General features: G+C 74.1%; 22 protein-coding genes and 1 pseudogene. 7 read left to right on the top strand and 16 right to left on the bottom strand.

The window, feature by feature from the left end; genetic code table 11:
• Window positions 1-11: 11 nt before the first annotated feature.
• Genes AB0D44_RS23830 through AB0D44_RS23820 form a run of 3 tightly spaced genes read right to left on the bottom strand, consistent with a single transcriptional unit; the run spans window position 12 to window position 2,937 of the window.
• Window positions 12-257 carry a hypothetical protein gene (locus AB0D44_RS23830; RefSeq protein ID WP_362594442.1) on the bottom strand — a complete coding sequence of 82 codons (246 nt, stop codon included), beginning with the start codon at window positions 255-257 and terminating at the stop codon, window positions 12-14.
• Window positions 258-293: 36 nt separating this feature from the next.
• Window positions 294-1,577 (bottom strand): NAD(P)-binding domain-containing protein, encoded by a 1,284-nt coding sequence (locus tag AB0D44_RS23825; protein WP_362594440.1) that lies wholly within the window; start codon window positions 1,575-1,577, stop codon window positions 294-296.
• Between the two features lie 31 nt (window positions 1,578-1,608).
• A complete protein-coding gene (locus tag AB0D44_RS23820; RefSeq protein WP_362594438.1) occupies window positions 1,609-2,937 on the bottom strand; it encodes an ATP-grasp domain-containing protein in 1,329 nt (442 codons plus the stop codon).
• Window positions 2,938-3,231: 294 nt separating this feature from the next.
• On the opposite strand from AB0D44_RS23820, the pseudogene AB0D44_RS23815 reads away from it, so the two are divergent.
• A pseudogene (locus tag AB0D44_RS23815) lies at window positions 3,232-4,260 on the top strand (glycosyl hydrolase); the annotation flags it as partial.
• Between the two features lie 665 nt (window positions 4,261-4,925).
• On the opposite strand, the gene AB0D44_RS23810 reads toward AB0D44_RS23815, so the two are convergent.
• From AB0D44_RS23810 to AB0D44_RS23770, 9 genes are read right to left on the bottom strand one after another with little or no spacing between them, the layout of a single operon-like run.
• The gene (locus AB0D44_RS23810) at window positions 4,926-6,068 is read right to left on the bottom strand and encodes a GNAT family N-acetyltransferase (protein WP_362594436.1); all 1,143 of its coding nucleotides are present in this window, start codon (window positions 6,066-6,068) and stop codon (window positions 4,926-4,928) included.
• Window positions 6,065-6,892: a lipopolysaccharide biosynthesis protein gene (locus AB0D44_RS23805; protein ID WP_362594434.1), complete on the bottom strand. Its 828-nt coding sequence runs from the start codon at window positions 6,890-6,892 to the stop codon at window positions 6,065-6,067. Before AB0D44_RS23805 ends, AB0D44_RS23810 begins: the two co-directional genes overlap by 4 nt.
• Window positions 6,893-6,924: 32 nt before the next feature.
• Window positions 6,925-8,118 (bottom strand): glycosyltransferase, encoded by a 1,194-nt coding sequence (locus AB0D44_RS23800; protein ID WP_362594432.1) that lies wholly within the window; start codon window positions 8,116-8,118, stop codon window positions 6,925-6,927.
• Entirely contained in the window at window positions 8,115-8,891 is a 777-nt protein-coding gene (locus AB0D44_RS23795) for a polysaccharide deacetylase family protein (RefSeq protein ID WP_362594430.1), read from the bottom strand. Before AB0D44_RS23795 ends, AB0D44_RS23800 begins: the two co-directional genes overlap by 4 nt.
• The gene (locus tag AB0D44_RS23790) at window positions 8,881-10,959 is read right to left on the bottom strand and encodes a lipid II flippase MurJ (protein ID WP_362594428.1); all 2,079 of its coding nucleotides are present in this window, start codon (window positions 10,957-10,959) and stop codon (window positions 8,881-8,883) included. The genes AB0D44_RS23795 and AB0D44_RS23790 overlap by 11 nt, the downstream gene beginning before the upstream one ends.
• Entirely contained in the window at window positions 10,956-12,386 is a 1,431-nt protein-coding gene (locus tag AB0D44_RS23785) for an O-antigen ligase family protein (protein WP_362594426.1), read from the bottom strand. Before AB0D44_RS23785 ends, AB0D44_RS23790 begins: the two co-directional genes overlap by 4 nt.
• Window positions 12,386-13,906: an exopolysaccharide biosynthesis polyprenyl glycosylphosphotransferase gene (locus AB0D44_RS23780; RefSeq protein ID WP_362594472.1), complete on the bottom strand. Its 1,521-nt coding sequence runs from the start codon at window positions 13,904-13,906 to the stop codon at window positions 12,386-12,388. The genes AB0D44_RS23785 and AB0D44_RS23780 overlap by 1 nt, the downstream gene beginning before the upstream one ends.
• Window positions 13,907-13,908: 2 nt before the next feature.
• Entirely contained in the window at window positions 13,909-15,096 is a 1,188-nt protein-coding gene (locus AB0D44_RS23775) for a glycosyltransferase (RefSeq protein ID WP_362594424.1), read from the bottom strand.
• A gap of 19 nt (window positions 15,097-15,115) precedes the next feature.
• On the bottom strand, window positions 15,116-16,225 hold the full coding sequence (locus tag AB0D44_RS23770) for a DUF3344 domain-containing protein (protein ID WP_362594422.1): 1,110 nt from the start codon (window positions 16,223-16,225) through the stop codon (window positions 15,116-15,118).
• Between the two features lie 303 nt (window positions 16,226-16,528).
• Between AB0D44_RS23770 and AB0D44_RS23765 the strand changes: the two genes are divergently transcribed.
• The 4 genes from AB0D44_RS23765 (at window position 16,529) to AB0D44_RS23750 (ending at window position 19,280) form a co-directional block, all read left to right on the top strand.
• Window positions 16,529-16,939 carry a rodlin gene (locus tag AB0D44_RS23765; protein WP_362594420.1) on the top strand — a complete coding sequence of 137 codons (411 nt, stop codon included), beginning with the start codon at window positions 16,529-16,531 and terminating at the stop codon, window positions 16,937-16,939.
• A 218-nt stretch (window positions 16,940-17,157) separates the two neighbouring features.
• Window positions 17,158-17,391, top strand: coding sequence for a chaplin (locus AB0D44_RS23760; RefSeq protein WP_362594418.1), 234 nt, complete (start codon window positions 17,158-17,160; stop codon window positions 17,389-17,391).
• A gap of 121 nt (window positions 17,392-17,512) precedes the next feature.
• Complete coding sequence (locus AB0D44_RS23755; protein ID WP_362594416.1) at window positions 17,513-18,757, top strand: chaplin family protein; 1,245 nt, start codon at window positions 17,513-17,515, stop codon at window positions 18,755-18,757.
• Window positions 18,758-18,935: 178 nt separating this feature from the next.
• Window positions 18,936-19,280, top strand: a complete 345-nt coding sequence (locus AB0D44_RS23750) for a hypothetical protein (RefSeq protein ID WP_362594414.1) — start codon at window positions 18,936-18,938, stop codon at window positions 19,278-19,280.
• 69 nt (window positions 19,281-19,349) lie between these two features.
• Here the strand turns inward: AB0D44_RS23750 and AB0D44_RS23745 are convergent, their stop codons facing one another.
• Window positions 19,350-19,589 (bottom strand): chaplin, encoded by a 240-nt coding sequence (locus AB0D44_RS23745; protein WP_362594412.1) that lies wholly within the window; start codon window positions 19,587-19,589, stop codon window positions 19,350-19,352.
• Window positions 19,590-19,731: 142 nt separating this feature from the next.
• Entirely contained in the window at window positions 19,732-20,217 is a 486-nt protein-coding gene (locus tag AB0D44_RS23740) for a hypothetical protein (RefSeq protein WP_362594410.1), read from the bottom strand.
• A 268-nt stretch (window positions 20,218-20,485) separates the two neighbouring features.
• On the opposite strand from AB0D44_RS23740, the gene AB0D44_RS23735 reads away from it, so the two are divergent.
• A complete protein-coding gene (locus tag AB0D44_RS23735) occupies window positions 20,486-20,899 on the top strand; it encodes a rodlin (RefSeq protein ID WP_362594408.1) in 414 nt (137 codons plus the stop codon).
• An 85-nt stretch (window positions 20,900-20,984) separates the two neighbouring features.
• On the opposite strand, the gene AB0D44_RS23730 is transcribed toward AB0D44_RS23735, so the two are convergent.
• Complete coding sequence (locus tag AB0D44_RS23730) at window positions 20,985-21,635, bottom strand: vitamin K epoxide reductase family protein (RefSeq protein WP_362594406.1); 651 nt, start codon at window positions 21,633-21,635, stop codon at window positions 20,985-20,987.
• A gap of 183 nt (window positions 21,636-21,818) precedes the next feature.
• On the opposite strand from AB0D44_RS23730, the gene AB0D44_RS23725 reads away from it, so the two are divergent.
• Window positions 21,819-22,589, top strand: a complete 771-nt coding sequence (locus AB0D44_RS23725) for a DUF6227 family protein (protein WP_362594404.1) — start codon at window positions 21,819-21,821, stop codon at window positions 22,587-22,589.
• Between the two features lie 128 nt (window positions 22,590-22,717).
• Here the strand turns inward: AB0D44_RS23725 and AB0D44_RS23720 are convergent, their stop codons facing one another.
• Entirely contained in the window at window positions 22,718-24,781 is a 2,064-nt protein-coding gene (locus AB0D44_RS23720) for a fructose-specific PTS transporter subunit EIIC (protein WP_362594402.1), read from the bottom strand.
• Window positions 24,782-24,798: the final 17 nt, after the last annotated feature.

The following is a 24,798-nucleotide window of genomic DNA, read 5'->3' as shown; positions in this document are numbered from 1 at the left end:
AGACACACCACCTAACGGCCGGGCCAGCACGGCTGGGAGACCAGCCGCTCCCACTCCTCGTCAGGATGCCCCGGAAGGGTGCGCCCGGCCTCCCGCCAGCGCTTGACGAGGGAGAGGTAGATCGGGGGCTGGACGGGGTGGGACGCCGTCGCGTACGGGCCTCGGTCGTACGCGGCGGCCCGCGCCGTGGCGGGCTGTTCGGCGCGACTGCCGGGAATCCGTACCCAGCCACGGCCCTGTGCTCGCTCCGCGCTCATCGCGGACCCCTCTCACCGCGGGTCTCACTGCGGGTCTCACCGCAGATACGTCTTGGGATGCCCGGCTGCGGCCCGGCGGTGCCGGTCCTCACCGGTGGCGCCCGGCAGCGGGCTCCGTGCGCCGAGCCGCTTGCGGACTCCTCTTACCAGTCTCCCCGCCGTGAAGCCCGCACCGTGCACGAATCGCATGGAAGGGCCGAATGAGGGAGCCGTGAGCAGGCCGGCGAAGAACAGCCCGGGCCACGAGGACTCGAAGCCGGGGCTCAGCTCCGGCGTCCTGCTGCTCCCCACGGTCTCCAGGCAGGCCCGCAGGCCCGCGTCGAGCAGCTCCAGCCGGGTCAGGTCCGGGGAGAACCCGGTGGCCGCGATGACGTGCGCGGCGTCGAGGACCACCGACTCGCCGGACGGGGTGGTCAGCCCGAGCCTCGTCCGCTCGCCCACCGCGACCGCGCGGTGCAGCCGGTGCCCGAGCAGGGCGGGGACGCGCTGCTCGAAGCGGTCCCGCAGCCACCACGCCCCGGCCGGGCCCAGCGCGGTCGCCGCGATCCGCTCCCGGGTGGCGGCGGGCAGCCTGCGCACCGCCCAAGGCAGCTCCGACCACACCCAGCTGCGCCAGCCGGTGCCGAGCCCGCTGTGCGGATCGCGCACGGCGCGCAGCGCGGGGCGGCTCAGGGGCTGCGGCACCGCGTTCCAGTTCAGCCGGGCGCGCCGGGCGACCAGGCAGGGCCGGGCGCCCTGTTCGGCCAGCAGCGCGGCGGTCTCCAGGGCCGCCTGCCCGGCCCCGAGCACGGCGACCTCGAGTCCGGCGAAGCGGCTGAGGTCGCGATGGCCGCTGCTGTGCGAGTAGTGGCCCGGCGGCAGGTCGCGCAGCGCCAGGGGATGCCGGGCGAACGGCATCACGCCGACCGCGAGGGCGACCGTACGCGTCAGGAGCGGCGGCCCCTCGGCGGTGCGGACGCGGAAGCCCTCGCCCTGCGGGGTCACTTCCGTGACGGTCACCTCCTCCACCTCGGGCGCGGCATGGCGGGCGAACCACATCCCGTACTCGCTGAACGTGCCGATCGGCAGCGGAGTGCCGTGTTCCGCGACCAGTCCCCGGGTGGTGCAGTAGTCGGCCAGGGTGTGACGCCCGTCGGGTGCCGACAGGTTGGAGGACCAGGGCTCCGACTTCAGGTACATGCCCTCGGGCATATGGTCGCGCCAGGAGGCCATGGGCCGCCCCAGCAGCCGTACGTCGAGCCCCGCACCCGCCGCGTGCGCGGCGATCGACAGCCCGTACGGGCCCGCGCCGACCACCACGAGATCCTCCGTGCGCGTCACGGCCGTCCTTCCAGTCTCACCAGTCTCGTGCTCAACGGGTCACCAGTTCGTCCGGCGCCGCGGGTGCCTCCGGGGGCGCCGGCGCCTGCGGCGGCGCGGGCCGGGAGAGCGGCGGCGGACCGGGCTGCTCCCGCCCGCGCTGGCGGGGCGCCCGGACCGCCAGTGCGGTGAGCCGGCCCTGGGCGGGCACGCCCCGCAGGACGCGCGCCCCCTTGCCGAACCCGCGCGCGAGGAACGCGAGGAGCATGGCCAGGAACGGCACCGGGTCGTCGGCGGCGAACCAGGCGGCCTCCACGCGTCCCCGTTCCCTCTCCGGCCCCCTTCCCCGGCCCCGCCCCGCCGGCGCCCGCCCGCGCCGCCCCGGGCCGGTCCGCGGGGCCGGCCGGGCGGCGGCCCCCGGCGGGGCCGCGTCCGCGGCGCGGCGACGCGGCAGCGAGCGGCCGTGCAGCGCCGCCAGCAGCGCGTAGTTCTCGGCGACGAACACCCGGCCCGGACCGCCCGCGGGTTCCGGGACCCGCTGTCCCGTCAGGTCCAGATACATCGCCTGCACGACGTCCAGCCCGGCCGCGTCCGTGAACAGCCGGAACTGCGCGCCCGGGCGGGGGTTGAAGTCCACCAGCCGGAAGGCGCCGCGCTCGTCCCGGCGGAAGTCCAGGTCCAGGATGCCCTGGTAGCCCAGGCGCGCGGCGAGCCTCAGCCCCGCCTCCTCCACCGCCGGATCCTGCAGCCAGCGGCCCACCGCGGTGAGCCCCGTCCGCACCGGCCAGGACAGCTCCTTGCGGCCCGAGCCCGCCAGCAGCGGACGCCCGCCCCGGGAGAAGGCTCCGTGGAAGAACCAGTCGGTGTCCGGTCCCGCCGGCAGGAACCGCTGGAGCAGCAGCCGGCTCCCCGCCTCGGCGGAGCGCTCGTACAGCCGCCGGACCTCGGCGACGGTGTGTACGAGCGTCGTGCTGCGCAGTCCCTCGGCCGCGGCCGGGAGCAGCCAGGGCCGGCTCCACTTGGCGACCACCGGCAGGCCGAGCCGCCGGGCCGCCGTCGCCGCCTCGCCGCCGCTCGCCGGAACGACCGTCTCCGGGTGCGGGACGTCCCAGCGCGCGCAGAGCCGCGCCAGCTCGGCCTTGTCGGCCACCCGCGCGGGCAGGTTGGCCGGTTGATGCGGGATCCGGAAACGGTCCGTCAGCATCGGTGCGACCCGGGACACCGTGATCGCGCTCAGGTCGTCCATGGCGAACAGCACGGCCGGCTGCCCGATCCGCTCCGACACGCCGGTCAGGCACTCGAGCAGCATCTGCGGCGCCTCGGGGTCCAGCCCGCCGGCCGGGCCGGGGTGCACGGCGCGCAGATACCGCGAACGCCCCATGGGACCTCCCCCGGCCTCGACGACGGCATGGACCTCCACGCCCTTGCGGCCAAGGGATCTGACGGCGCCGAGGGTTCCGTGGTGGAACGGATTGCGATCGAGTCTGAGCAGAACGGCGGGCACATGGTTGAGATACGCGTGCATGGCGGCGGCGTCTTTCACCTAGTCGGGCCAAGCGGGGAGGGTACGCAGCTGCGAATGGCCTAGGCGGCCGTCACCGGACAGGCCATTCGTCAGATGTGATGCCTAACGTCATGAGCAAGCACACCGATTCGGGAAAACCCGGGAGACGCCATGCCCAGACCAAGCCGCCGACTGGCGAGCACCTGCATCGGCACGGTCACGGCCGGGCTCCTCGCCACCGGGGCCGCACTCACACCTCCCGACGAGGACCGGTACCCGGCCTCGGACATCGCCATGGGCGCGTACCTCGACTACGGGCCGCCCGGCGTGGCCCGGATCCCGTACCTGTCGCGCTGGCTGGGCGGCAAGGAGATCCGGGTCGGGCACACCTATCTGCCCGGCGACCAGTGGGCGGCCATCGAGGGCAGGGTCGGCTTCCTGGAGGACTGGGCCGAGTGGCGCCGGGCCCGGGACGACCGCTTGTTCGTCCTCAACGTCCCCATGCAGGAGCGCAACGAGGGCCGGGTGTCCGACCGCCAGGTGGCCCGGCTGATCAGGGCGGGCGCGCAGGGCCAGTACGACCGGCACTTCACGCGGCTCGCCGAGCGGCTGGTCGGGCTGGGCGTGCCGGACACGGTGATCGTGCTCGGCTGGGAGATGAACGGCATCACCTACACCCACCGCTGCGGGCCGGACCCGGAGAACTGGAAGGCGTACTGGAGGCGCGTCGTCACCGCGATGCGCGCCGTGCCCGGTCAGGAATTCAAGTTCGACTTCGCGCCGAACCGGGGCAAGGACGCGATCGGCTGGACCGAGTGCTACCCCGGCGACGACGTGGTCGACATCATCGGCATGGACTCGTACGACCAGGCTCCCGGCCGGACCTTCGACGAGCAGATCAGCCAGCCGTACGGACTCCAGCAGCACGTCGACTTCGCGAAAGCACACGGCAAGGCGATCTCGTACCCGGAGTGGGGGCTGTTCCGCCACGGGGACAACCCGGAGTACGTGCGGCGCATGCTGAAGTGGATCGAGCAGCACAAGCCGCTCTACCACACCATCACCGACTACTGCCCGCACGGCGTGTGGCAGTGCAAGCAGAACCCGCGGTCCGCGAAGGCCTTCCGCGACGCACTGCGCACGGAGCAGCCCGGTCCTGTCCCGACCCCGGTCGTGCCCACGCCCGTGGTGCCGACACCGGTGGTCCCGACGCCGGTCGTGCCCACCCCGGTGGTCCCGACGCCCGTCCTGCCCACGCCCGTCGTGCCCACCCCCGCCGTGCCCACGCCGGCCGTACCCACTCCGGCCGTCCCGACACCGGACCTCCCGACGCCGCAGGTCCCGACCCCGGCCGTGCCGAGGCCACAGGTCCCGACACCGGCCGTGCCGGCCCCGAGCCCCGTGGACCCGACCCCCGTCCCGTCGCCCCTGGTCCCCACCCCCGTGGTGCCCAAGCCGTCCCCCGTGGCGCCCACGCCGGTGGTCCCCGAGCCGTCCCCCGTGGCGCCCACGCCGGTGGCTCCCCAGCCCTCGCCCGTCGCTCCCACCCCCGACGGGCCCGAGCCGGCGACACCCGTGCCCTCGCCGGACGTTCCCACTCCGGCCGTCCCCACCCCCTCCGGAGCCCCGAAGCCGACGCGGCCGGCCCCCACCCCCGTGCCGTCGGCCGAGCCCACTGCCTCCCGGCCGACGCCGACACCGAAGCCGCAGCCCCTGCCGGAACCGGCGAAGCCGCCGGTCAACAGCAAGCAGTGGTGCGTCCCGCTCAACTTCGGCGAGTGGCTCTCCACGCTGGTCGGCAAGCAGTCGGTCTGCGTCAAGGTCGACGTGGGCGAGGGCTCCGGCTTCTGGCCCTTCTAGACGGGTCATCGCACCCGCAGTTCGCTCAGCCGCGCCCGCCAGTCCCTGGCGGCCGGCAGCGCCTCCCGCAGGGCGTCCACCGCCCGCTCGCGCCCCGTCACCTGCGACTCGTGCAGCCGCAGCAGGGGCGCGAGCGCGCCGGTGGCCAGCAGGAACCGCTGGCTGACCACCGTCTCGGGCCGCCAGTGGTTCTTGTACGGCTCGTTGCCGCGCAGGAAGCTGACCACCGGGCGGCCCTCGGCGAGCGCCCGCCCGGCGTCGTGGCGCAGCAGCAGCGTCGCCACGTCCACCTTCCGCGCCCGCAGGTCCGGATCGGCGCCGTACAGGTAACCGCCGCTCAGCCCGGCCGACAACAGCGTGAGGTTGGCCGCCACCACCTTGCCGTCCAGCCGGAACTCCGTCAGCCGGGCCTCCCCGGTCCGCACCATCCGGCGGCTGGCCCGGGTCAGGTGCTCGGCGAACCGGGGCCGGAGGTGCTCGGGGGTCACCCCGCGGCCGCGCCACTGCTTCTCGTGCAGCCGCAGCAGGGTCCGTACGGCACGCGGCACGTCCTGCTCGCCGGCCTCGCGCTCCTCGATCCCGGCCGCGTCCGTCTTGCGGAGCTTGGCCCGGACCCGCTGGGCGCCGGAGGCCGGCATCCGCTTGACCAGCTCGTCGAAGGGCAGCGCGGGCAGTTCCATGCAGGTGGAGTCGGTGAGCCGGGCGCCGACCCCGGGCCAGTGCTTGCACAGCCCTTCGGCCGCGGCCCCGGGACGGACCTCGCGCAGGTCGACCACCGCACCCCGGGCGGCCCGGTGCAGCCCGTGGGCCAGCGCCGGGACGACCTGATCGGCGTACTCGGCGGAGACGAGCACGTCGAAGTAGTCGGTGATGGCACCGCCGAGCGGCACCAGCAGCGGCAGCGGCCGGTGTACGAGCATCAGCGCGGCCGCGCCGACCAGCTCCTCGCCGCGCCGCACGAGAACGATCCGGAGCCGGCCGTCCTTCCCGTACGACAGCCACCAGGAGTGCAGCCAGGCGTGGCTCTGGAAGGGGGTCGCGGCGGGACAGGAGCGGACGAGCCTGTTCCACTGCTCCTCCAGCGCGGCGAACTGCCGGGGGTCGCGGCACAGCGTCACCGACAGGGCCGCGGCGGGGCCCGCACTCATCGCACGGACTCCTTCTCCTTGGTCTCGGCGTGCTCACCCTGCGCGGGGAGCGAGGCGTACTCCTCGACGACCGGCTGCTCCTGCGGCGTCCGCACCGGCACCCGCGGTTCCGCCTGCTCCTGCTCCTGCTCCCGCTCCCGGCGCCGGGCGGGCCGGGCCAGCAGCCACAGTCCGCCCAGCAGGCCGCCGGCGCACATCCCGACGGCGCCGCTGACGGCGGCGGACGGGGAGGCGGGGTCGGTGGGGGCCACGGCCTGGTTGAACAGCAGCAGCTGCACGCCGGTGTTCTTGGCGGCCTGATTGCTGCTCAGGGACAGGGCGTCGGCCACGGCGTTGGCGATGTCGGCGGCCTCGCCGGGACTCTTGGAGGTCCCGGTGATCGCGATCATCGGCGACTCGGGCGAGGTCTCGGCCCGCACCTGGGTCCGCAGCTGGCGCGCGCCGATCCCCGCGCGGGGCTGGGCGTAGGCGAGCGTGGAGCTGCTGGTGGCGATGCGGGCGTAGGCCTGGGCGAAGCCGAGGGCGGTGGCCGGCTCGGTGGTGTCGTCCGGGACGGCGACGACATAGCTGGTGGCGGCGTACTCGGGGGCCTTGATCACCCCGTACGCCCCACCCGCGGCCAGCCCCAGCAGGGCGCAGGCGGGCAGCGGCCACCAGACCGGGGGCGGCAGCAGCCGCGGCCGCAACCGCCGCTTCCCGGACCGGTGGTCGGACCTCCTCTCGGCCTTCCGCTCCGGCCTCTTCTCGGGCTTCCCCTCCGGCTTCGTACCGGGCTTGCCCTCCGGCTTCTTCTCGGACTTCTTCTGCTCGGCGCTCTCGGCCATGGTCTGCTCGCTTCCTGAGGAGTGAAGGGGGGTCATTCCAGCCCCGCCGGTGTGTGGAGTGCGGAGTCCGGGGCGGAGCCCCGCATGCCGGCCCCCGCGGGGCCCGGCGGGGCCGACAGCGCGAGGTCGTACACGTCCAGCAGCTGCCGGGCGCTGCGGGCGATGTCGTAGCGGCGGACCACCGGCGGCGGGGGCAGCCGCCGGGCGCCCGCCTCCATGTGCCCGCGCAGGGCCGCGATCAGCTCGTCGGTACCGGTGCCGATGCGGCGCGCGCCGGGGGCCTGCGCGGCGGGCAGGTCGTCGATGGCCGGGCAGGTCACGTGCAGCACCGGCAGCCCGGCGGCCAGCGCCTCGACCACGGCCAGCCCGAAGGCCTCCTCGCGCGAGGGCGACACGAAGACGTCCATGGCGGCGAGCAGGGCGGGGATCCCCGGGGTGCGGCCGTCCGCGCTGTCGCCCAGCGGGTCCCGTTCCCCCAGCAGGTGGATCCGGCTCTGTGCGCCCAGCTCGGCGGCGAGCAGTCGCAGCGCCGCACGCTCGGGTCCGTCCCCGGCCAGCAGCAGGTGCGCTCCGGGCAGCGCGGCCACGGCGCGCACCAGGACGTCGAACCGCTTGCCCGGCACCAGCCGGCCGACCCCGCCGACGACGAAGGCCCGCTCCGGCAGCCCGGTCCGGGCGCGGGTGGAGCGCCGTACGCCCTCCTCGAAGCGGAAGCGGACGGACTCGATGCCGTTCGGTACGACGTGCACCCGGGCGGCCGGCACACCCCACCCCTCCAGCCGGGCGGCCACGGTGTCCGAGACGGCGACGGTCGCGGCTCCCAGCCGTTCGCTGGCCAGGTACAGGGCGCGGACCCCGCCGGACAGCGGCCGGCCCTCGATCTCACCCTCGCCGAGGGAGTGTTCGGTGGCCACGGTCGCCCCGGTGCCCGCGAGCCGGGCCGCGAGGCGTCCGTAGACGCAGGCCCGGTACAGGTGGGTGTGCACGAGGTCGTACCGGCCGCGCCGGATGAACCTCACCAGCCTCGGCAGCGCCCCCAGGTCCCGGTTGCCCCGCATCCCCAGGTGCACGACCCGCACTCCGTCGGCGCGCAGCCCCTCGGCCACCGGTCCGGGGTTGGTCAGCGTCAGGACGTCGCAGCGCATCGGCATGTGCCGCAGCAGCAGCCGCAGTTGCTGCTCGGCGCCGCCGACGCCGAGCCCGGTGATGATGTGCAGGGCCTTCACGGCAGGACCACCCGCCGCAGCTCACGCACCTGGTGGCGCAGCTGCTTGACGCGCAGCCGCGCCCCGCCGTCGGCCTGGCTGATGTGCGTACGGGGCAGGGCGTAGGTACCCGCGAACCGGCCGGGGTCGATGGCGCACGCGTACCCGTACCCGGCGGCCCGGGTGGCGGAGACGACCCGGGCGTCGAGGTGTCCGTACGGGTAGCAGAACCCCTCGGGCAGCGTTCCGGTCAGTTCGCGCAGCAGGTCGCGGCTGCCCCGCAGCTCCTGCTGGAGCACGTCGTCGGGGGCCGCGGTGAGGTCCTGGTGGAGCAGCCCGTGCGAGCCGACCTCCTGTCCGGACTCGGCGACTTCGCGGATCCCTTCGGCCGTGAGCAGGGATTTGCGCGGGCCCAGCGGGTCCCACACGTTGTCCACGCCGAGCCGGCCGGGCAGGACGAAGAGGGTGGCGGTGCAGTCGTGGCGGTGCAGCAGGGGCAGCGCGTGGGTCAGGAAGTCGGTGTAGCCGTCGTCGAAGGTCAGGCCGACCAGGCCGGCCGCCCGTCCGGCCGCCCGGGCCCGCAGCAGTTCGCCGACCGACACCCCGCGCAGCCCGCGCGAGCGCAGCCACAGCAGCTGGGCGTCCAGGGCGCGGGGGGTGACGGTGATGCCGTACGGGTCCTCCGCGGGGTCGGTGAACTCGGCGACGGAGTGGTACATCAGGACCCACGGCGATGCGGTCCGGCGGGCGGGGACCACCACGGCGGCGGGCGCCGTGTCGGTGTCAGCGGACATTGCGGAACCTCTGCGTGAACTGAGCGGTGAGCCGGTCGATCTGACCGGGCAGGGCGGTGACCTCGAGGGCGCGTATGGCGGTGCCGGTGGCGCCGAACATGGCCGGGACGAGCAGGCAGCCGAGGGCGGCGCTGAGCAGCGGGTCGGGGATCATGGGCCCGGCGATCCAGCCCGTGGCGCAGGCGGCGGCCGCGGACACCGCCAGCCGCCCGATGCTGACGGCGACCCGGCGGACCTGGATGGGGACGATCCGGGAGCCGAGGCCGGTGAGCAGCAGGACGGCGGTGGTGGTGATGCCGGCCGCGTTGGCGGCGGCGATGCCGTGGGTGCCCCACCAGCCGACGGCGAGGGCTCCGGCCACGATGTTGACGAGCAGTCCGGCGCCCATCGCGAGCGCCGGGAACCAGGTGGGCCGGGCGGTCGAGAAGAAGGGCCGGGACAGTGCCCCGACGAGGCAGTGGCCGAGGAGTCCGAGTCCGTAGACCCTCATGACGGAGGCGGTGGCGAGGGTGTCCTGGTGTGTGAAGGCGCCGCGCTCGAAGAGGACCTGGATGATCTGGGGCGCGTAGCCGACGACGAGCGCGGTGCCGATCAGGACGGCGAGGCAGGCCAGCGCCAGGTCCTGCTCGACGCGCCGCCGGGCCTTCTCCCGCTCCCCGCCGGCCATCGCCTGGGCGACGACGGGGAAGGTGACGGTGCAGATCATCAGGGCGAGCACCATCGGCATCTGCGCGACCTTCTGCGCGTAGTTGAGGTGCGAGATCGCCCCGGGCGGCAGGGAGGCGGCGAGGAACCGCTCGACGAGCACCTGCGACTGCCGGAAGACGGCGAAGAAGATCACGGGGGCGATCACGCCGAGGGCGATGAGGGTGGGGCGGTCGCGGTCGCGCTGGCTGCGGCAGGCGCCCTTGGCCCGGGGAGGGCCGAAACCCACGTTCCGGATGAAGGCGGGCAGTTGGACGAGGACCATCAGCAGTCCGCCGGCCGCGACCCCCGCGGCGGCCGCCCGCACCCCCCACAGGGCGTGCAGGGCGACCATGGTGCCGATGATGCCCACGTTGTACGAGACGTAGATCGCGGCGGGCGGCACGAAGGAGCGGTGTGCGCGCAGGGCCGCGCTGAAGTATCCGGCGAGGCCGAAGGAGATGACGGTCAGGGCCGTCAGGCGGGTGCACTGGACGGCCAGTTCCGGATCGGGCAGACCGGGCGCGAGCACGGCGACGACCAGGGGCGCGGCCACGATGAGCACGGAGGCCACGGCCGCCAGGAACACGGCGAGCCGGGGCAGGGTCGCCCCCACGAGCAGCCGTACGGGGTCCTGCGCGCGGGCCTCCCGGCGGGTGAGCCCGGCCCGGCCGGCCGCCCGCCGGGCCAGGGCGTGGCTGAAGGCGGGCACCATCAGCAGGGCCATGGCGTCCTCGATGAGCAGCGTCGAGGCCATCTCGGGGACGGTCCAGGCGATCAGGAAGGCGTCGCTGTCGTGGCCGGCCCCGAAGAGGTGTGCGATGGTCTGGTCCCGCACCAGCCCGAACACCGCTCCGGCGGCGGTCAGTCCGGCGGTGACGGCGGCGGCCTTGGCCAGGAACCGCCCGAGCGGCGCGGGTCCGCTGCCACTCGGGGCGGCGGGGACAGAGGGGCCGGCGGGGGCCGCGGGGGCGGCGCCGGCCCGGCGGGCCCCGATCCGCCGGGTTCCGCCGCCGGATCCGGGCGCCGAGCCGCCGGTGGCGTACGCCGCCACCCGCACGCGCCGCCCGGCGGCGCCGGGTACCGCCCCGGCGATGAACCCGGGATCCCGCGCCGCCGACCCCGGCACCCCTGCGTCGCGCCCCGCCGCAGCCGCGGGCCGCCCGGCCGGCACCGGCCCCCGGACCGGGCCCGCGGCCGGGTCCGGGGTGGAGGCGGGATCCGGCAGGAGCGGGGGAGCCTGCGGGCGGGCGGGGGCGGCCGGGTCGCGGAGCGGGACCGGCGCCGCCGCGGGCGCGGCCGCGTCGGGAGCGCCCGGGACACGGGCGGGGCCCGCCCCGGCCGGAGGACCGGAGGCGGGCCGCCAAGGCGTGGTGTCGGTCACCGGCCGCTCGAACCCTCAGGGCCCGGGCCCCGCCCACCCGCGCCGCACCCCACGGCCGGGGACGGGCCGCCCGGAACCCCGTCCCCCCGGGAGGGGAGGGCCCACCAGGCGGCGAGGCCGATGATCACCCCCGTCAGGACGGTGGACGGGCCGCCGATGTCCGCGTACAGGAAGTCGGTCAGCTGCCACACGAACAGCCCGGTCGCGATCAGCCCGCAGTCGCGGATCCGCTCCGCTCCGCCGCCGGAGCCGGAGCCGGAGGCGGACGCAGGGGCGAGCCGCCGCGCCCCCGCCACCAGCAGCGCCGCCCAGCCGCCCGCCAGCGCGGTCAGCCCGATCAGCCCCTGCTCGCTCAGGATGAGCAGGTACATGTTGTGCGGCGAGAGCAGCGGCTGGCGGACGTACGCCTGTCCCGCGCCCGCGGTGTCGCTGCCCGAGGACAGCCCCAGCGAGGCGTGCCCGTCCCGGTGGGCGGGGAAGCCCTTCAGCCCCACCCCCACCGCCGGCCGCTCCCGCCACATCGACTCCGCTGCGGCCCACATCGTGTAGCGGTCGGTCACCGACTGGTCGGGCGCGCTGGAGACCTGGGTGATGGAGGTCAGCCGCTCCGCGACCATCTCGGAGCCGACCCCGAGCCCGCCGACCAGGACGACCCCGGCGGCGGCCAGTGCGACCAGCACCTTCAGCGCCCGCCTGATCCCGGCCAGCAGCATCACGAGCACCGCCGCGCCCAGCGTGGCGATCCACGCGCCGCGGCTGAAGGACAGCACCAGCGGCAGCACGAGGAGGAGCGCGCAGCCCCCGGCGAGCCGCCGGATCCGCCGCGCCGGCCCCGGCGCGAGCGCGACGGCGGTCGCCACGACCAGCCCGTACGCGACCACCGTGGCCATGCCCATGACGTCACCGGGGCCGAAGGTGCCGACGGCCCGGATGTCCTCGCCCTGGTACGAGGCCCCGGTGCGGGTCGCGTACTGCACGACCCCCACCGCGCCCTGCACCAGCGCGAGGACCACGAAGCACCCGGCGGCGATCCGGAACTCCCCGGCGTCGCGCACCAGCAGCACCACGGCCGCCGGGACCAGCACGAAGACCTGGAGGTAGCGCACGAAGCCCGGCAGGGCGGCGTACGGGTCCCCCGCGGTCATCGTCGCGACCGCGAGGCCCACGGCGGGCATCCCGAGCACCACCGCCCCCAGCGGGGTCAGGCCCCGTACCCTCCCGCGCAGCGCCTGCACGGCGCAGACGAAGACCAGCAGCAGCGAGGCCGCGTCGGCCGGGCCGACCTTCCCGGAGGCCGTCGCGTCCCCGGCCGGCAGCGGGGCCAGCAGGAAGAGCACGGTCGCGGCGAGCGGCAGCAGCGGCCAGTGGCGGCGCAACAGCCCCGGCACGTCGGGCCGGACACCGTTCAGGGATACCGCAAGGCTCATCAGCTGCCCCCCAGCCGGAAGCGGAAGAAGGAGGCCGCGGTGCGGGCCAGGATCCACACGTCCTGCCACAGCGACCAGGTGTCGATGTAGTGGTTGTCGAACCGGGCCCGGTCCTCGATGGAGGTGTCCCCGCGCAGGCCGTTGATCTGGGCCAGGCCGGTGATCCCGACGGGCATCCGGTGCCGGGCCTCGTAGCCGGGGTGGACGGTGGAGAACTTGGCGACGAAGAAGGGGCGTTCGGGGCGCGGGCCGACCAGGCTCATGTCACCCCGCACGACGTTCCACAGCTGGGGCAGCTCGTCCAGCGAGGACTTGCGCAGGAAGGAGCCGACCGGGCTCATCCGCCGGTCGCCGGCGACCGTCCAGCGGGTGGCGGACTCGTGCTCGTCGGCGCGCAGCGTACGGAACTTCAGCAGGGTGAAGGGCCGCCCGTACAGGCCGACCCGCTCCTGCCGGAAGATCACCCCCGGCCCGTCGCACACCCGTACGGCCAGCGCACAGGCGGCCATCACGGGCGCGGCGGCGATGAGCGCGACCAGCGCGAGGACCGCGTCGAGTCCCCGCTTGACCCCGCGCTCCACCGGCCGCGCGGGGCGCGGCAGCAGGGGCTGGACGGCGTACCCCCACAGCTGGTCGCAGGGGTGTGCCACCTGCATCCCGGTGACCTTGGCGGTACCGGCGGGGTCGGCGAGCCAGAGCCGGCAGCCGTGGTCGTGGAAGAGGCGGACCAGGGAGGCGGTGCGCTCGTCGGCCTCGGGCGGGCGGGTGAACACGGCGTGCCGCACGGAGTTCTGGATGACCGCGCGCCGGATGTCCTCGGGGGTGGCGAGCACCGGCAGCGGGCCGCTGTCGCCTTCGCCGGCCGGCGCGGTGTCGGCGAGCCCCACCGGGCACAGCCCGTACTCGGGTCGGCCGTGCAGGGCGGCGGCCACCGCGGCGGCGCCGGCGCCGGGTCCGACCACGAGGGCGGAGGCGGGGCGGCGCACGCGGGTGCGACGGCGGAACCGGTTGACGAACCCGCGTGCCGCGCACGCCAGTACGGCCTGGAGGCACACGGCCGTGAGCAGCGCGCTCCAGCCCAGGGCCCGGGCGGGGTCCACGGCGGCGACGACGGTGGCGGCGCCGCACCACAGGACCGCGGACCACCCGGCCAGCGCGGGCAGTTCGCGCAGCGCCGAGGGCGCCAGGCGGGGCCGGTAGAGCCCGGCCTGCGCGTGCAGCGCGGTGAGCAGGACGGCGAGCGGCGCGGCCGCCACGGCCGGAAGGGCCGCGCCGGGCAGGGCCGTTCCGGGCAGGGTGGTCGCGGTGAGTACGGCGGCCAGCGCGTCGGCGGTGAGCAGCGGCAGCACCCCGTCGCGGCGACGGACCCGCTGCGGGCGCACGGCGGGCCGGGCCTGGCCGGCCCTGGGCCCGCGCGGAGGGTGGATGGCGGTCGCGGCACGGCGTACGGCAGTGGTGCCGGCACCGCCGGCGGGCCCCGTGCCGCCCTGCCCGGTGTGCCGGGCGGGTGCGCTGTCCATCGTCATCGGCTGATGCGCTCCTGGTTCAAGGGCCGGGGCCTGCCCAGCAGTTCGTGGTACAGGCCGGTGACCGCGTCCGTGGTCCGCCGCACGTCGAAGTCGGCCCGGGCGTGCTGCCGGGCCTGCTCTCCGAGCTCGGCGAGCAGCCGCGGTTCGGCGAGCAGCCGTCCCAGGGCCTTGGCCAGCGCCGTCGGGTCCTCCGGTGGCACCAGGCAGAGCCGTCCCTGGCCGGGGGGCAGGCTCTCCCGGGCACCGCTGACGTCGGAGACCAGGACCGGTCGGCCGCAGGCCATGGCTTCGAGCGGGGCGAGCGCCATGCCTTCCCACCGCGACGGCAGTACAACGAGATCGGCGGCCCGAAGCCACGGTCGGATGTCCGGGGCGGGGCCCGCGAAGAGCACCCCGGAGGGGGCGGTGCGGCGCAGCCGTTCGGTGTCGGGGCCGTCGCCGACGAGCGCGAGGCGGGCTGCGGGGACGGTGCCCAGCAGCTCCGGCCAGGCCCGCAGCAGGATGTCCTGTCCCTTCTGGTGGCAGAGCCGGCCCACGCAGACGGCGAGCGGTCCGTCGCGGCGGAAGGCGGCGGGCAGCGGCAGTCCGGCGCGGGCGCGGGCCTTGTCCTCGTCGGGGTCGGGGCCGCCGGGCCGGAAGTGGTCGAGGTCCACGCCGTTGCGGACCACCGACCAGCGGGCGGCGATCCCCTCGGCCTCGCCCGCGCGGCGTTCCGCCTCGCTGACGCACAGCACCCGGTCGGCCCACCGGGCCCCGTACCTCTCCCACCGCAGCGCGAGCGCCCCGGTGGCGCCGCCGACGGCGTCGAAGGACCAGGCGTGCGGCTGGAAGACGGTGGGGAGGGAGCCCCGGGCGGCGAGCCGCCCGGCCAGCCCGGCCTTGGCGCTGTGGGCGTGCAGGAGATCGGGCCGGACGCGGCGCAGCAGCCGCCGGGCACCGAGCACTTCGGCGGGGAGGGCGGCACCGGGGGCCCGCCCGGCGCGCCAGGTGAGCACCTCGGCGCCTGCCTCCCGGGCGGCGTCGGCGAGCGTTCCGCCGCGCGGGCAGCCGACGACGGCGCGCAGGCCCGCGGCGGTCTGTGCGCGCACGAGATCGGTGACGACCCGGGCGACACCGCCGTCTACGGGCTGGGCGAGGTGGAGGACGGTCGTGGGCGGTGCCGCCCATGGCTGTGTGGGCACGTGGAGTGGTCTCCTGCGTTCAGCGGCGGGCGTCTGTCTGAACGAAGAGCACACCGAGGAAATGGCCCTGACTTTCGCCCGTGAACCTGAAGCTCAGACTGCGGGCGCCACCGGACAGGGCGGGACTCAGGTCGAACACGTCCGCGTCGTAGCCGAGATTGTTCACATAATCAGGCTGTCGCACGAACGTTTGCTGTCCGAATTCCGTGATCGTGGAATTCATAACATCATTAAAAGGATTTTCTGCATCGCTGAGGTGTACCCGGCGACCACTGTCGGCCGTCACGGTGAGTGAGTCCTGCAAGGTGCCCCGGTCCCCGTCGTACGCGACCACCCCGACCCGCCCGGCAGCCCCGGCCGGCACGTCCAGACCGTCCACCTCGACCAGGCCGTCACCGGCGCCGGGACGGGCCGCGAGCGATTCGAACCCGTCCCACACCGAGATCCGGCGCACCGGCTCCTGCGGGTGCTCGTACGCGACGACCAGCGTCCAGCCGCCCCAGGCCCCCGCTTCGGAGTGGCCCATGGCGATGTTGAGCTGCGCCACCGTCCACATCCCGGCGCCGCCCTTGCGCACCAGCGGGGTCACATCGGCCGACGCCTGGTAGGCGTCGCTGCCCGCGTCCGTGCGGTGGCCCATCACCGTGTCGGCCAGGACCTCCTTGTACGCACCGCCCGGCTCGGCGACCAGCACCCGGCCGTTGTCCTGCGGCGGCTTCTGCTCGCCCACCCGCAGGTTCCCGCCCCAGTACAGACGGGCGTACGAGACCTTCGCGCCCTGCGGGACCTTGAGCTCGGCCCGCGTGGAGTTGTAGGTGTCGGGATCCTTGTCGACCTCGCTGTAGAACATCTCGAAGTCCCCGTTGACCCCCGCCGCCCCCCGCTTGACGTCGGCGCACGGCTCGGCCTGCGGGGACTCCTCGCGGCGGCAGCTGATGCCCGAGTTGGAGGCCCGTACCAGCCCGCCGTGCTGCACAGCCTGGTAACGCTGGGTGAACGGAATCCGGGGCATCTCCCGGGGGGCGGGGACGGAGGGAGCGGGGGCCGCCTGCGCAGCGGGAACGTACACGGAAAGCGCGAGGCAGGACAGCAGACCGAGTATGCCGAGGATTCTGCGGGAGGAACCCATGACCCCGTCTCCATTTTCGATCAAGGGGACAAAACAGGAGTGAACTTTGTCAGAAATCGGGCTGGAAATCACGTCGGACTCGCTCGTACGGCCTTTTGGGCGATGACACGCACCCTCGAAGCGGGCGGGTCGTTATCGCCGGGAGCATTGTTCGAACCGAAAGACGGGTTCCCGGGAACGCCTGAGCGTCAACCCCGACACCCGAAACGGCGGCATCCGGGTGAAGCCACGCAACCCCGGCGGGGGCCGGGCCGTTGTCCCAGGTGCTCCAGTACCGGGCAATCCTGCAAAAAAGGGACGACAATGATCAAGAAGATGATGGCCACGGCAGCGGTTGCGGCCTCGGTCGTGGGCATGGGTGCCGCCATGGCGCCGCAGGCGATGGCCATCGGGAACGACAACGGCATCAACACCGTGAACGGCAACGGCGCTTCGCAGATCTACGGCAACCAGGCCACCTACGGCAACATGAGCCCGCAGATGGCGCTGATCCAGGGCTCCTTCAACAAGCCCTGCATCGCCCTGCCCGCCAAGGCCAACGTGCAGTCCGTGCTGGCCCTGGTCAACGTCGGCGTCCAGGACATCCCGATCCTGTCCAACCCGATGAACCAGCAGTGCACCGAGAACTCCACCCAGGCCAAGGGCGACGAGCCGCTCTCGCACATCCTGGACAACATCCCGGTCCTCTCCGGCAACGCCTCTGCCGGCAGCTGACGGAGGAACGCCCCGGCGAGGCCGTCGCACCTTCGGGTCGCGGCGGCCTCGCCGCGTAAATGCATGAACGGCGGCGCACATTCGCCGGGTTTTCCTAATTCCCCGGACCATCGGGGTGAATTCCCGGAGCCCCGCCGAAAATCCACGGTTTCTTTTTCCCGGACCACTCGTTGTTATTTCTGCAGCGGACACGCCCCTGCGGGAAGGAAAACAAGCAAATGAAGCACAAGAAGGCAGCGGTACTGACCGCCGGGGTTCTGATGGCAGCCGGTGCCGCCTCCCCCGCCCTGGCCTCCTCCGACGCCACCGGCGCGGCAGTGGAGTCCCCCGGCGTCGCGTCGGGCAACGCCATCCAGGTGCCCATCGCCATCCCGATCAACCTCTGCGGCAACAGCATCAACGTCATCGGGCTGCTGAACCCCACGTTCGGCAACGTCTGCATCAACCGCTGACGAAGCGGTTGCGCCCACACGGGCAAACCTCCTCGGGGTGGCCTCGGAGTGCACGGCGGTGCACTCCGGGGCCACCTTCGATTCAGCACCGGCGCCAGAGCCGGTAGACAGGGAAGGACCCATGCGACAGGTACTGAGCCGACAGGTACTGGGCAAGGGGATGCTCACGGCGGCGGCAGCGTCGAGTCTGCTGTCGATCGCGACCGGCGCGGCCTACGCGCATCCGGGAGCGACGGCCGAGGCCGCGCACTCTCCGGGTGTGCTGGCCGGCAACAGCGTCTCGGTACCGGTCACCTTCGCCCCCAATGTGTGCGGCAACAGCGTGGACGGGGGTGCGGCGCTCAACCCCTCCATGGGGAACACCTGCGTCACCACGACCGGTTCGCACACGGACGACGGGTACGACTACGGGCGCTACCTCAGCCCCCGCAACGCCGAGGCCTTCGAGCGCTACCTCGAGGAGCGCCCGGGACCGCGGCACGCGGTGCCGGAGCAGCGCCACGAATCGCGGGGCCACGAACAGCCGCGCCACGAGCAGCCCCGCGCCGAGCAGCCCCGCGCCGAGGCGCCCCGCTCCGAAAAGCCGCGCTCCGAGGGGCCCCGGCACGCGAAGCCGCGCCACGAGGAGCCGCGTCACGAGGGCGCCTACGGACGCCCGGGCGGGAAGGGCGGCGAGGAGGAGTGCGACGACCACACGAAGTCCGCTCCGCTGCCGCCCGTGCACCACGCACCCCCGGCGCCCGAGCGGCCCCACCCCCTGCCCGAGCCCGTGGCGGAGCACCCGGCCCCGCTGCCCGCTCCGGTCGAGGAGGCACCCGCGCCGAGCCCCCAGGCTCCCGCCCCCGGGCCGGTGGACGAGGCCCCCAAGCCGCTGCCCGCACCCGTGCCCGGGCCGGAGCCCGTCGGGGAGACCCCGGCGCCGCTCCCCGCCCCGGTGGAGGAGACCCCGGCGCCGCTCCCCGCCCCGGTGGAGGAGGCGCCGGCGCCGCTCCCCGCCCCCGTTGCGGAGGCACCCGTACCGCTTCCCGCGCCGGTCCCCGAGGGGGAAGAGGCTCCCGCGCCCCGGCCGCCGCACGGCAGCCAGCCCGTGGAGCCCCCGGCCCCGGAGGCCGTCCGGCCTGCCGACCAGCCCCCGTCCGCCCCCGCCGGTGACACCCCCGTCCACCTGCCCCCGGTGTCGCCCGCCCCGGCGCCCGCTCCGGCCCCCGCTCCGGCTCCGGCCCCTGCCCCGGCCCCGGCTCCCGCGCAGGTGACCGCGCCCGTGCTGGCCGAGACCGGCGCGGGCCAGCCCGCGGCCGCGGCGGTCCTCGCCTCGGCGCTGATCCTGGGCGGCGCCATTCTGTACCGGCGGTCCCGTATCGCCTGACGGCAATACCGGTAATCAGAAGAAATATCGGCCGGAGAATCCTTTGTCGGATTCTCCGGCCGCTGTCATGTACCCGCGCGCCGCGTTTCCGGATCGGCGGGGAGTCGTTAGCCATGGCGAAAGCGGCGCGACGGTCGCCGCTGGCGCCCGCGCCCACGAAAAGAAGAGGATTTCGATAATGAAGCTCACGAAGGTCGCCGCTGTCGTCGCCGGCTCCGTAGCCGCCCTCGGCGCCTCCGCGCCCGCGTTCGCGGCCGATGCCCCGCCCGCGGTGCCCATGAGCCTGACGAGCGGGGCGACGACGGTGACGGAGGCCGTGAACCCGGTCTCCGAGCATCTCCCGCAGATCGTCGGCGCCGGTCTGGCCGAGCAGGGCGAGCACGTCGACAACGTCCTGAACACCCTCCAGAGGGTCAACCAGGTCCGCAACAACGCGCCCGGCGAGGTGCTCGGCCTCGCGAACGGCGCCACCCAGGCGTCCCCGCTCCTGGGCGGCGTGCAGCTCAACGGCGGCGCCCACTGAGGCGGTCCCGACATGCCTGTGGGCGCCACCGGCGAGGCCGGGGCGCCCACAGTCGTTCTGCGGCCGACGTCAGCTGTTGACGCAGACGTTGCCGAACGCGGGGTTCAGAAGCGCGATCACGTTCACCGTGTTACCGCAGACGTTGACCGGCACGTGGACCGGGACCTGGACCAGGTTGCCCGAGAGCACACCGGGGGAACCCGCGGCCGCGGCATCGGCCGACGAGTCGGCGACGGCGGAGCCGGCGGCACCGGCCGCAGCGAGACCGGCGGTGGCCAGGACCAGGGCGGCCTTCTTGGCAGAGTTCATGGGAAGTGCACCTTCTGTTCGATGTTCTGCCCCGATGCGGGGCTCACAACGAACGAAACGGTCCATCTTCCCCGACGACACGGTTCCATCCACGATCAGACCTGTTCAGCTCAATAGTCGTAACCATGAGCGGTTCCAGGCGTTACGGGAGGTCCGGAATCTCCGGGAGCTCCGGGATCTCGATCTCGGGGACCTCCGGCACGGTCTCCACCGGAGCCGCCGGGGCCGGCAGCGTCGGCGGAGTGAGCGGCGGCAGGGCCGGAAGCTCCACTCCCGGGATCTCCGGGAGCTCGACCCCCGGGATCTCCGGGAGTTCGACCCCGGGGATCTCGGGCAGCTTGATCTCCGGCAGCTTGATCTCGGGGAGCTCGATCTCCGGGATCTTGATCTCCGGCAGGCTGACGCCCGGCGGCAGGAGGCCCTTGATGGCATCGAGGATGCCGTTGATGAGGTCGTCGACCGGACCGGCCGCCGCACGCTGCTGGGTCGTTTCGTGCTGCGGCCGGACGACCGCGCGGTCACCGTCCACGGCGCCCGCGGGGGAAGCCGCGCCGGACAGTATGGCGGCGGCGAGGACCGACGGGACGAGGAGGCGGAGGCGGCCGCGGGACGGCTTCGTGGGGTGCATGGATGTTCCTTCGGTTGGCGCGAGGATACGGATCTGAGCGATCCGCTCCCTCACCCACCGTGCGAACAGCTTTCACGGAGCGCAACCGGAGACGGGCCGACTGCGCGCTCCGTACGGGCTTCGCGCAGGCGTCCGGGGGCTCTCACCCGGGCCGGGGAAAACCGCCGCCCGCACGGGCCGTTTGAGTGAAGCAGCGGAACCAACTCCCGGACGGGGCAGTTGACCAGGGCGCTCCATTAGCGGGCACTCGTGCGACAGAAGGATCAAGATGTTCAAGAAGATCATGACCGCCGCCGCCGTCACCGCCGCCGCGGTCGGCGCCGGCGCTGCTGCCGCGGCCCCGGCCATGGCCATCGGCAACGACAACGGGGTCAACACCCTCAACGGCAACGGTGCCACGCAGATCTACGGCAACCAGAAGACCGAGGGCGAGCAGAGCCCGCAGCTCGGCCTGGTCCAGGGGACCCTGAACAAGCCCTGCATCGGCCTGCCGGCCAAGGTCAACGCCCAGTCCCTGGTGGCGATCATCGCCAACATCGGCGTCCAGGACATCAACGTCCTGTCGAACCCGATGAACCAGCAGTGCACCGAGAACTCCACCCAGGGCAAGGGCGACGAGTCGCTCTCGCACATCCTGGACAACATCCCGGTCCTCTCGGGCAACGCCTCCGTCGGCAGCTGACCTTCGGGCCCCGTGCCCGTGGAGCGAAGCAACGAGGGCCCCGGCAGCCTCCAGCTGCCGGGGCCCTCTCGCGTCGCCCGGGACGTCAGCCCGTCCAGAAGTCCCACCACCGGGTGAGGACGAGCATGGCGATCACCCCGATGTGCAGGGCGGGCGGGGCCCAGCCGAACTCGGTGAAGAAGCCGCGGAGCGGAGCGGGTGAAGGCAGGATCCCCGTACGGAAGTTGTGCGCGGTCACGGCCCAGAACATCAGCAGCGTCGCCACCCAGGCCAGGCAGCACCACAGGCACAGCGCGTTGATCTCGTACAGCGACTGCACCATCAGCCAGGAGCAGAAGCCGACACCGAAGAGGGTTCCGGCGTTCAGACCCAACCAGAACCAGCCGCGGTAGCGGGCGCCGGCGAGCAGGCCCGCGCCGGCGCAGACGACCACGGCGTAGGCGACCAGCCCCAGCATGGGGTTGGGGAAGCCGAAGGCCGCCGCCTGGTCGCTCTTCATCACGCTGCCGCAGGAGACCACGGGGTTGAGGCTGCAGGCGGGTTTGAAGTCCGGGTCCTCCAGCAGGAGGAACTTGTCCAGGGTGATGACCCAGGAGGCCAGCACCCCGGCCGCGCCGGTGAGGACCAGCAGCCAGGCCAACCCTCGTGCCGTGGCGTCCTGTCCGTTCTCGTGCCGGGTGGGGGGCCGTCCCTGCTGGCGGGGGGCTCCCACTGTATTCGTTGCCATGTGGCCCATAGTCCCGCGCTCCACCACAGAGCGGGCCTAACCATGCTCATTCATAGTCAAGTTGACCTGAAGGTGTGGCGGGAACCCCCGATGCTTCCCGGACGTTTTACCGAACCCCGGACGTGATGTCAGAACCAGGGGTTACGTTGAGCTTCCGCGATGTGACAAGCTGCGACGGCCTGGAGACCCCCCGTGAGCGATCCGTACGAGACAACCGAGGCACACCTCGGCCGGCTCCTCGGCCGCGCCCTGAACTCCTTCGACCTGCCCGACCGGCTCGTCGAGCGCCTCGGCACGGCGCTCGCCCACAGCTCTTCGCTCTCCACCACCCACCACAGCCCGGCGGCGGGATCCTGGCGGGAGACCCACCGGCACACCTACCTGCTCGCCGACGGGGGTTCGGTGACCCTGTGGGAGCTGGTGTACCGGCAGGAGGGCGACCGTACGATCCGGCACGAGCTCTTCGCGAGCAGGGCGGAGAGCCGGCTGGCCGTGGCCCGGCTGTTCGGTGAGTCCCCTGCCGAGGCGGCCCTGGACCCGTTGCTCCTGCCGGGTGAAGAGGAGCCCGACGACGGCGTGGCGGTGCTCGCCGCACTGTTCGCGGCCTCCGCCTCGACGCGGCCGCACCGGGAGTACGCGGTGGAGCAGTCCGCCGACCACGCCCGGCGGGTGCTGCGCCGCGCGGAGAACGCTGACCGGCCCGGCGAGCGGGTGGCGGCGCGGCTCCGGTCGGCGTACGCGCACCAGATCACGCAGTCCTTCGGCGGGCGCCACGGCCCGCCGGGCGGGCGGGAGGCCGGCTTCAGCCTGTACGAGCACGCCTTCGTGCTGCTGGACGGGGAAGAGGTCAGCCTGTGGGAGGTCGAGCACACCGCGACACCGGACGGGCGGCACATGTGCGAGGTGTACGAGAGCGAGGCGGCGGCGCGCGGGGCCATGGAGCTCCGCGCACGGGTGCGGTGACCCCGGCGGCGGGGCTGCCGGCGCTGAGGCCTGCGGCGGGCCGGCCCGGCTGAGCCGGGCTGCGGTGGGGCGCGGCGGCGCGGGGCGGGCCCGGTGCTCCCGCTCCCGGCGCCCCTCCCGGCGCTCCGTCAGGCGGCGGCCGTGACCTCGCTGCTCATGGCGGCCGGCTCGGCTGACGGGGTCGCGGCGCCGGCCTGCTTGCGCATGCCCTTGAGCAGGACCACCAGGCCTGCGGTGGTCGCCGTACCGGCGGCGATGGCGAGCAGGTAGAGCAGCGGGTTGCCGATCAGCGGGATCACGAAGATGCCGCCGTGCGGGGCCCGCAGGGTGCACTCGAACAGCATCGACAGGCCGCCGGTGACCGCGCCGCCCACCATCGAGGCGGGGATCACGCGCAGCGGGTCGGCCGCCGCGAAGGGGATGGCGCCCTCGCTGATGAAGGAGGCGCCGAGGAACCAGGCGGCCTTGCCGTTCTCCCGCTCGGTCCTGGAGAAGAGCCGGCCGCGGAGGGTGGTGGCCAGCGCCATCGCGAGCGGCGGGACCATTCCGGCGGCCATCACGGCGGCCATGACCTTCAGGCTGCCCTCGTTGGGCGTGGCGAGGCCGCCGATGGCGAAGGCGTACGCGACCTTGTTGAGCGGGCCGCCGAGGTCGAAGCACATCATCAGGCCGAGGACCACCCCGAGGATGACGGCGTTGGCGCCGGAGAGTCCGGACAGCCAGTCGGTGAGGGCCTGCTGGAGCGAGGCGACGGGCTTGCCGACGACCAGGAACATCAGGAACGCCGTGACGGCCGAGCCGATCAGCGGCAGGACGACGACGGGCATGATCCCGCGCAGCGCGGCGGGGATCCGCAGCCGCTGCACGGCGAGGACGGTGGCGCCCGCGATGAGGCCGGCGATCAGGCCGCCGAGGAAACCGGCGTTGATGGTGAGGGCGACCGCGCCGCCGACGAAGCCGGGGACGAGGCCGGGCCGGTCGGCCATGCCGTAGGCGATGTATCCGGCGAGGACGGGGACCAGGAAGCCGAAGGCGAGGCCGCCGGTCTGGAAGAGGAGCGCGGCCCAGCTGGCGGCCTCGGTCCAGACGAAGTGCTCGGCGACGGAGGGGGCGGTGTTGATCTCGTACCCGCCGATGGCGAAGGCGAGGGCGATGAGCAGTCCGCCGGCGGCGACGAAGGGGACCATGTAGCTGACGCCGGACATGAGCCAGGTGCGGAGCTTGGCCCCGTAGCCGTCGGCCTCCTCCCCGGCGCGTTCGACGGGGGTCGGGGTGTGGTCGGCGACCTCGCCGCGGGCGGCCTTGTCGCGGGCCTCGGCGAGGAGTTCGGCGGGGCGGTTGATGCCGGCCTTGACGCCGGCGTCCACGGTGGGCTTGCCCGCGAAGCGGGCCCTGTCCCGTACCGGGACGTCGTGGGCGAAGACGACCGCGTCGGCCGATGCGATGTCCTGCGCGGACAGGCGGGTGAAGCCGGCGGAACCCTGGGTTTCGATGCGGATGTCGATGCCGGCGGCTCGTGCGGCACGCGTCAGGGACTCGGCGGCCATGTAGGTGTGCGCGATCCCGGTGGGGCAGGAGGTGACCGCGACGACGCGGAACGGGTGTCCTGCCGGGGTCTGCCCCACCCCGCCCCTTCCCCGGACTCGGGGCTCCGCCCCAAGGTCCCGCTCCGCAGGCTGCGCCCCGGACCCGGCGGGGGCTCCGCCGCCCGGCTCCCGCGCCTCGGACGCGGGCGGGGCCGGATCGGCCGGCGGCTCGCCGGACACGAGACGTGCGGCCACCGCCGGGTCGGCGGCGCCGCGGAGGGCCGCCACGAAATCCGGCCGCATCAGGCGGCGGGCCAGCGAGGACAGGATCGACAGGTGGGCGTCGTCCGCGCCGGCGGGGGCCGCGATCAGGAAGATCAGGTCCGCCGGGCCGTCGGGGGCCCCGAAGTCGATGCCGGCCGGGGACCGGCCGAAGGCGAGGGTGGGGACCGTGACGTGGGCGCTCCGGCAGTGCGGGATGCCTATGCCGCCCTCCAGGCCGGTCGGCATCTGGGCCTCGCGCGCAGCGACGTCCGCCAGGAACCCGTCCAGGTCGGTGACCCGGCCGCTCTCCACCATGCGGGCCGCGAGCGCACGGGCCGCCGCTTCCTTCGACTCGGCGGACAGGTCGAGGTCGACCAGTTCGGGGGTGATCATCTCGCTCATCGGGGGCTCCTTCGCTC

Origin of the sequence: Streptomyces sp. NPDC048349, from assembly GCF_040651925.1 — a bacterium.
Taxonomy (GTDB): domain Bacteria; phylum Actinomycetota; class Actinomycetes; order Streptomycetales; family Streptomycetaceae; genus Streptomyces.
This window is presented reverse-complemented; position numbering and strand designations above follow the sequence as displayed.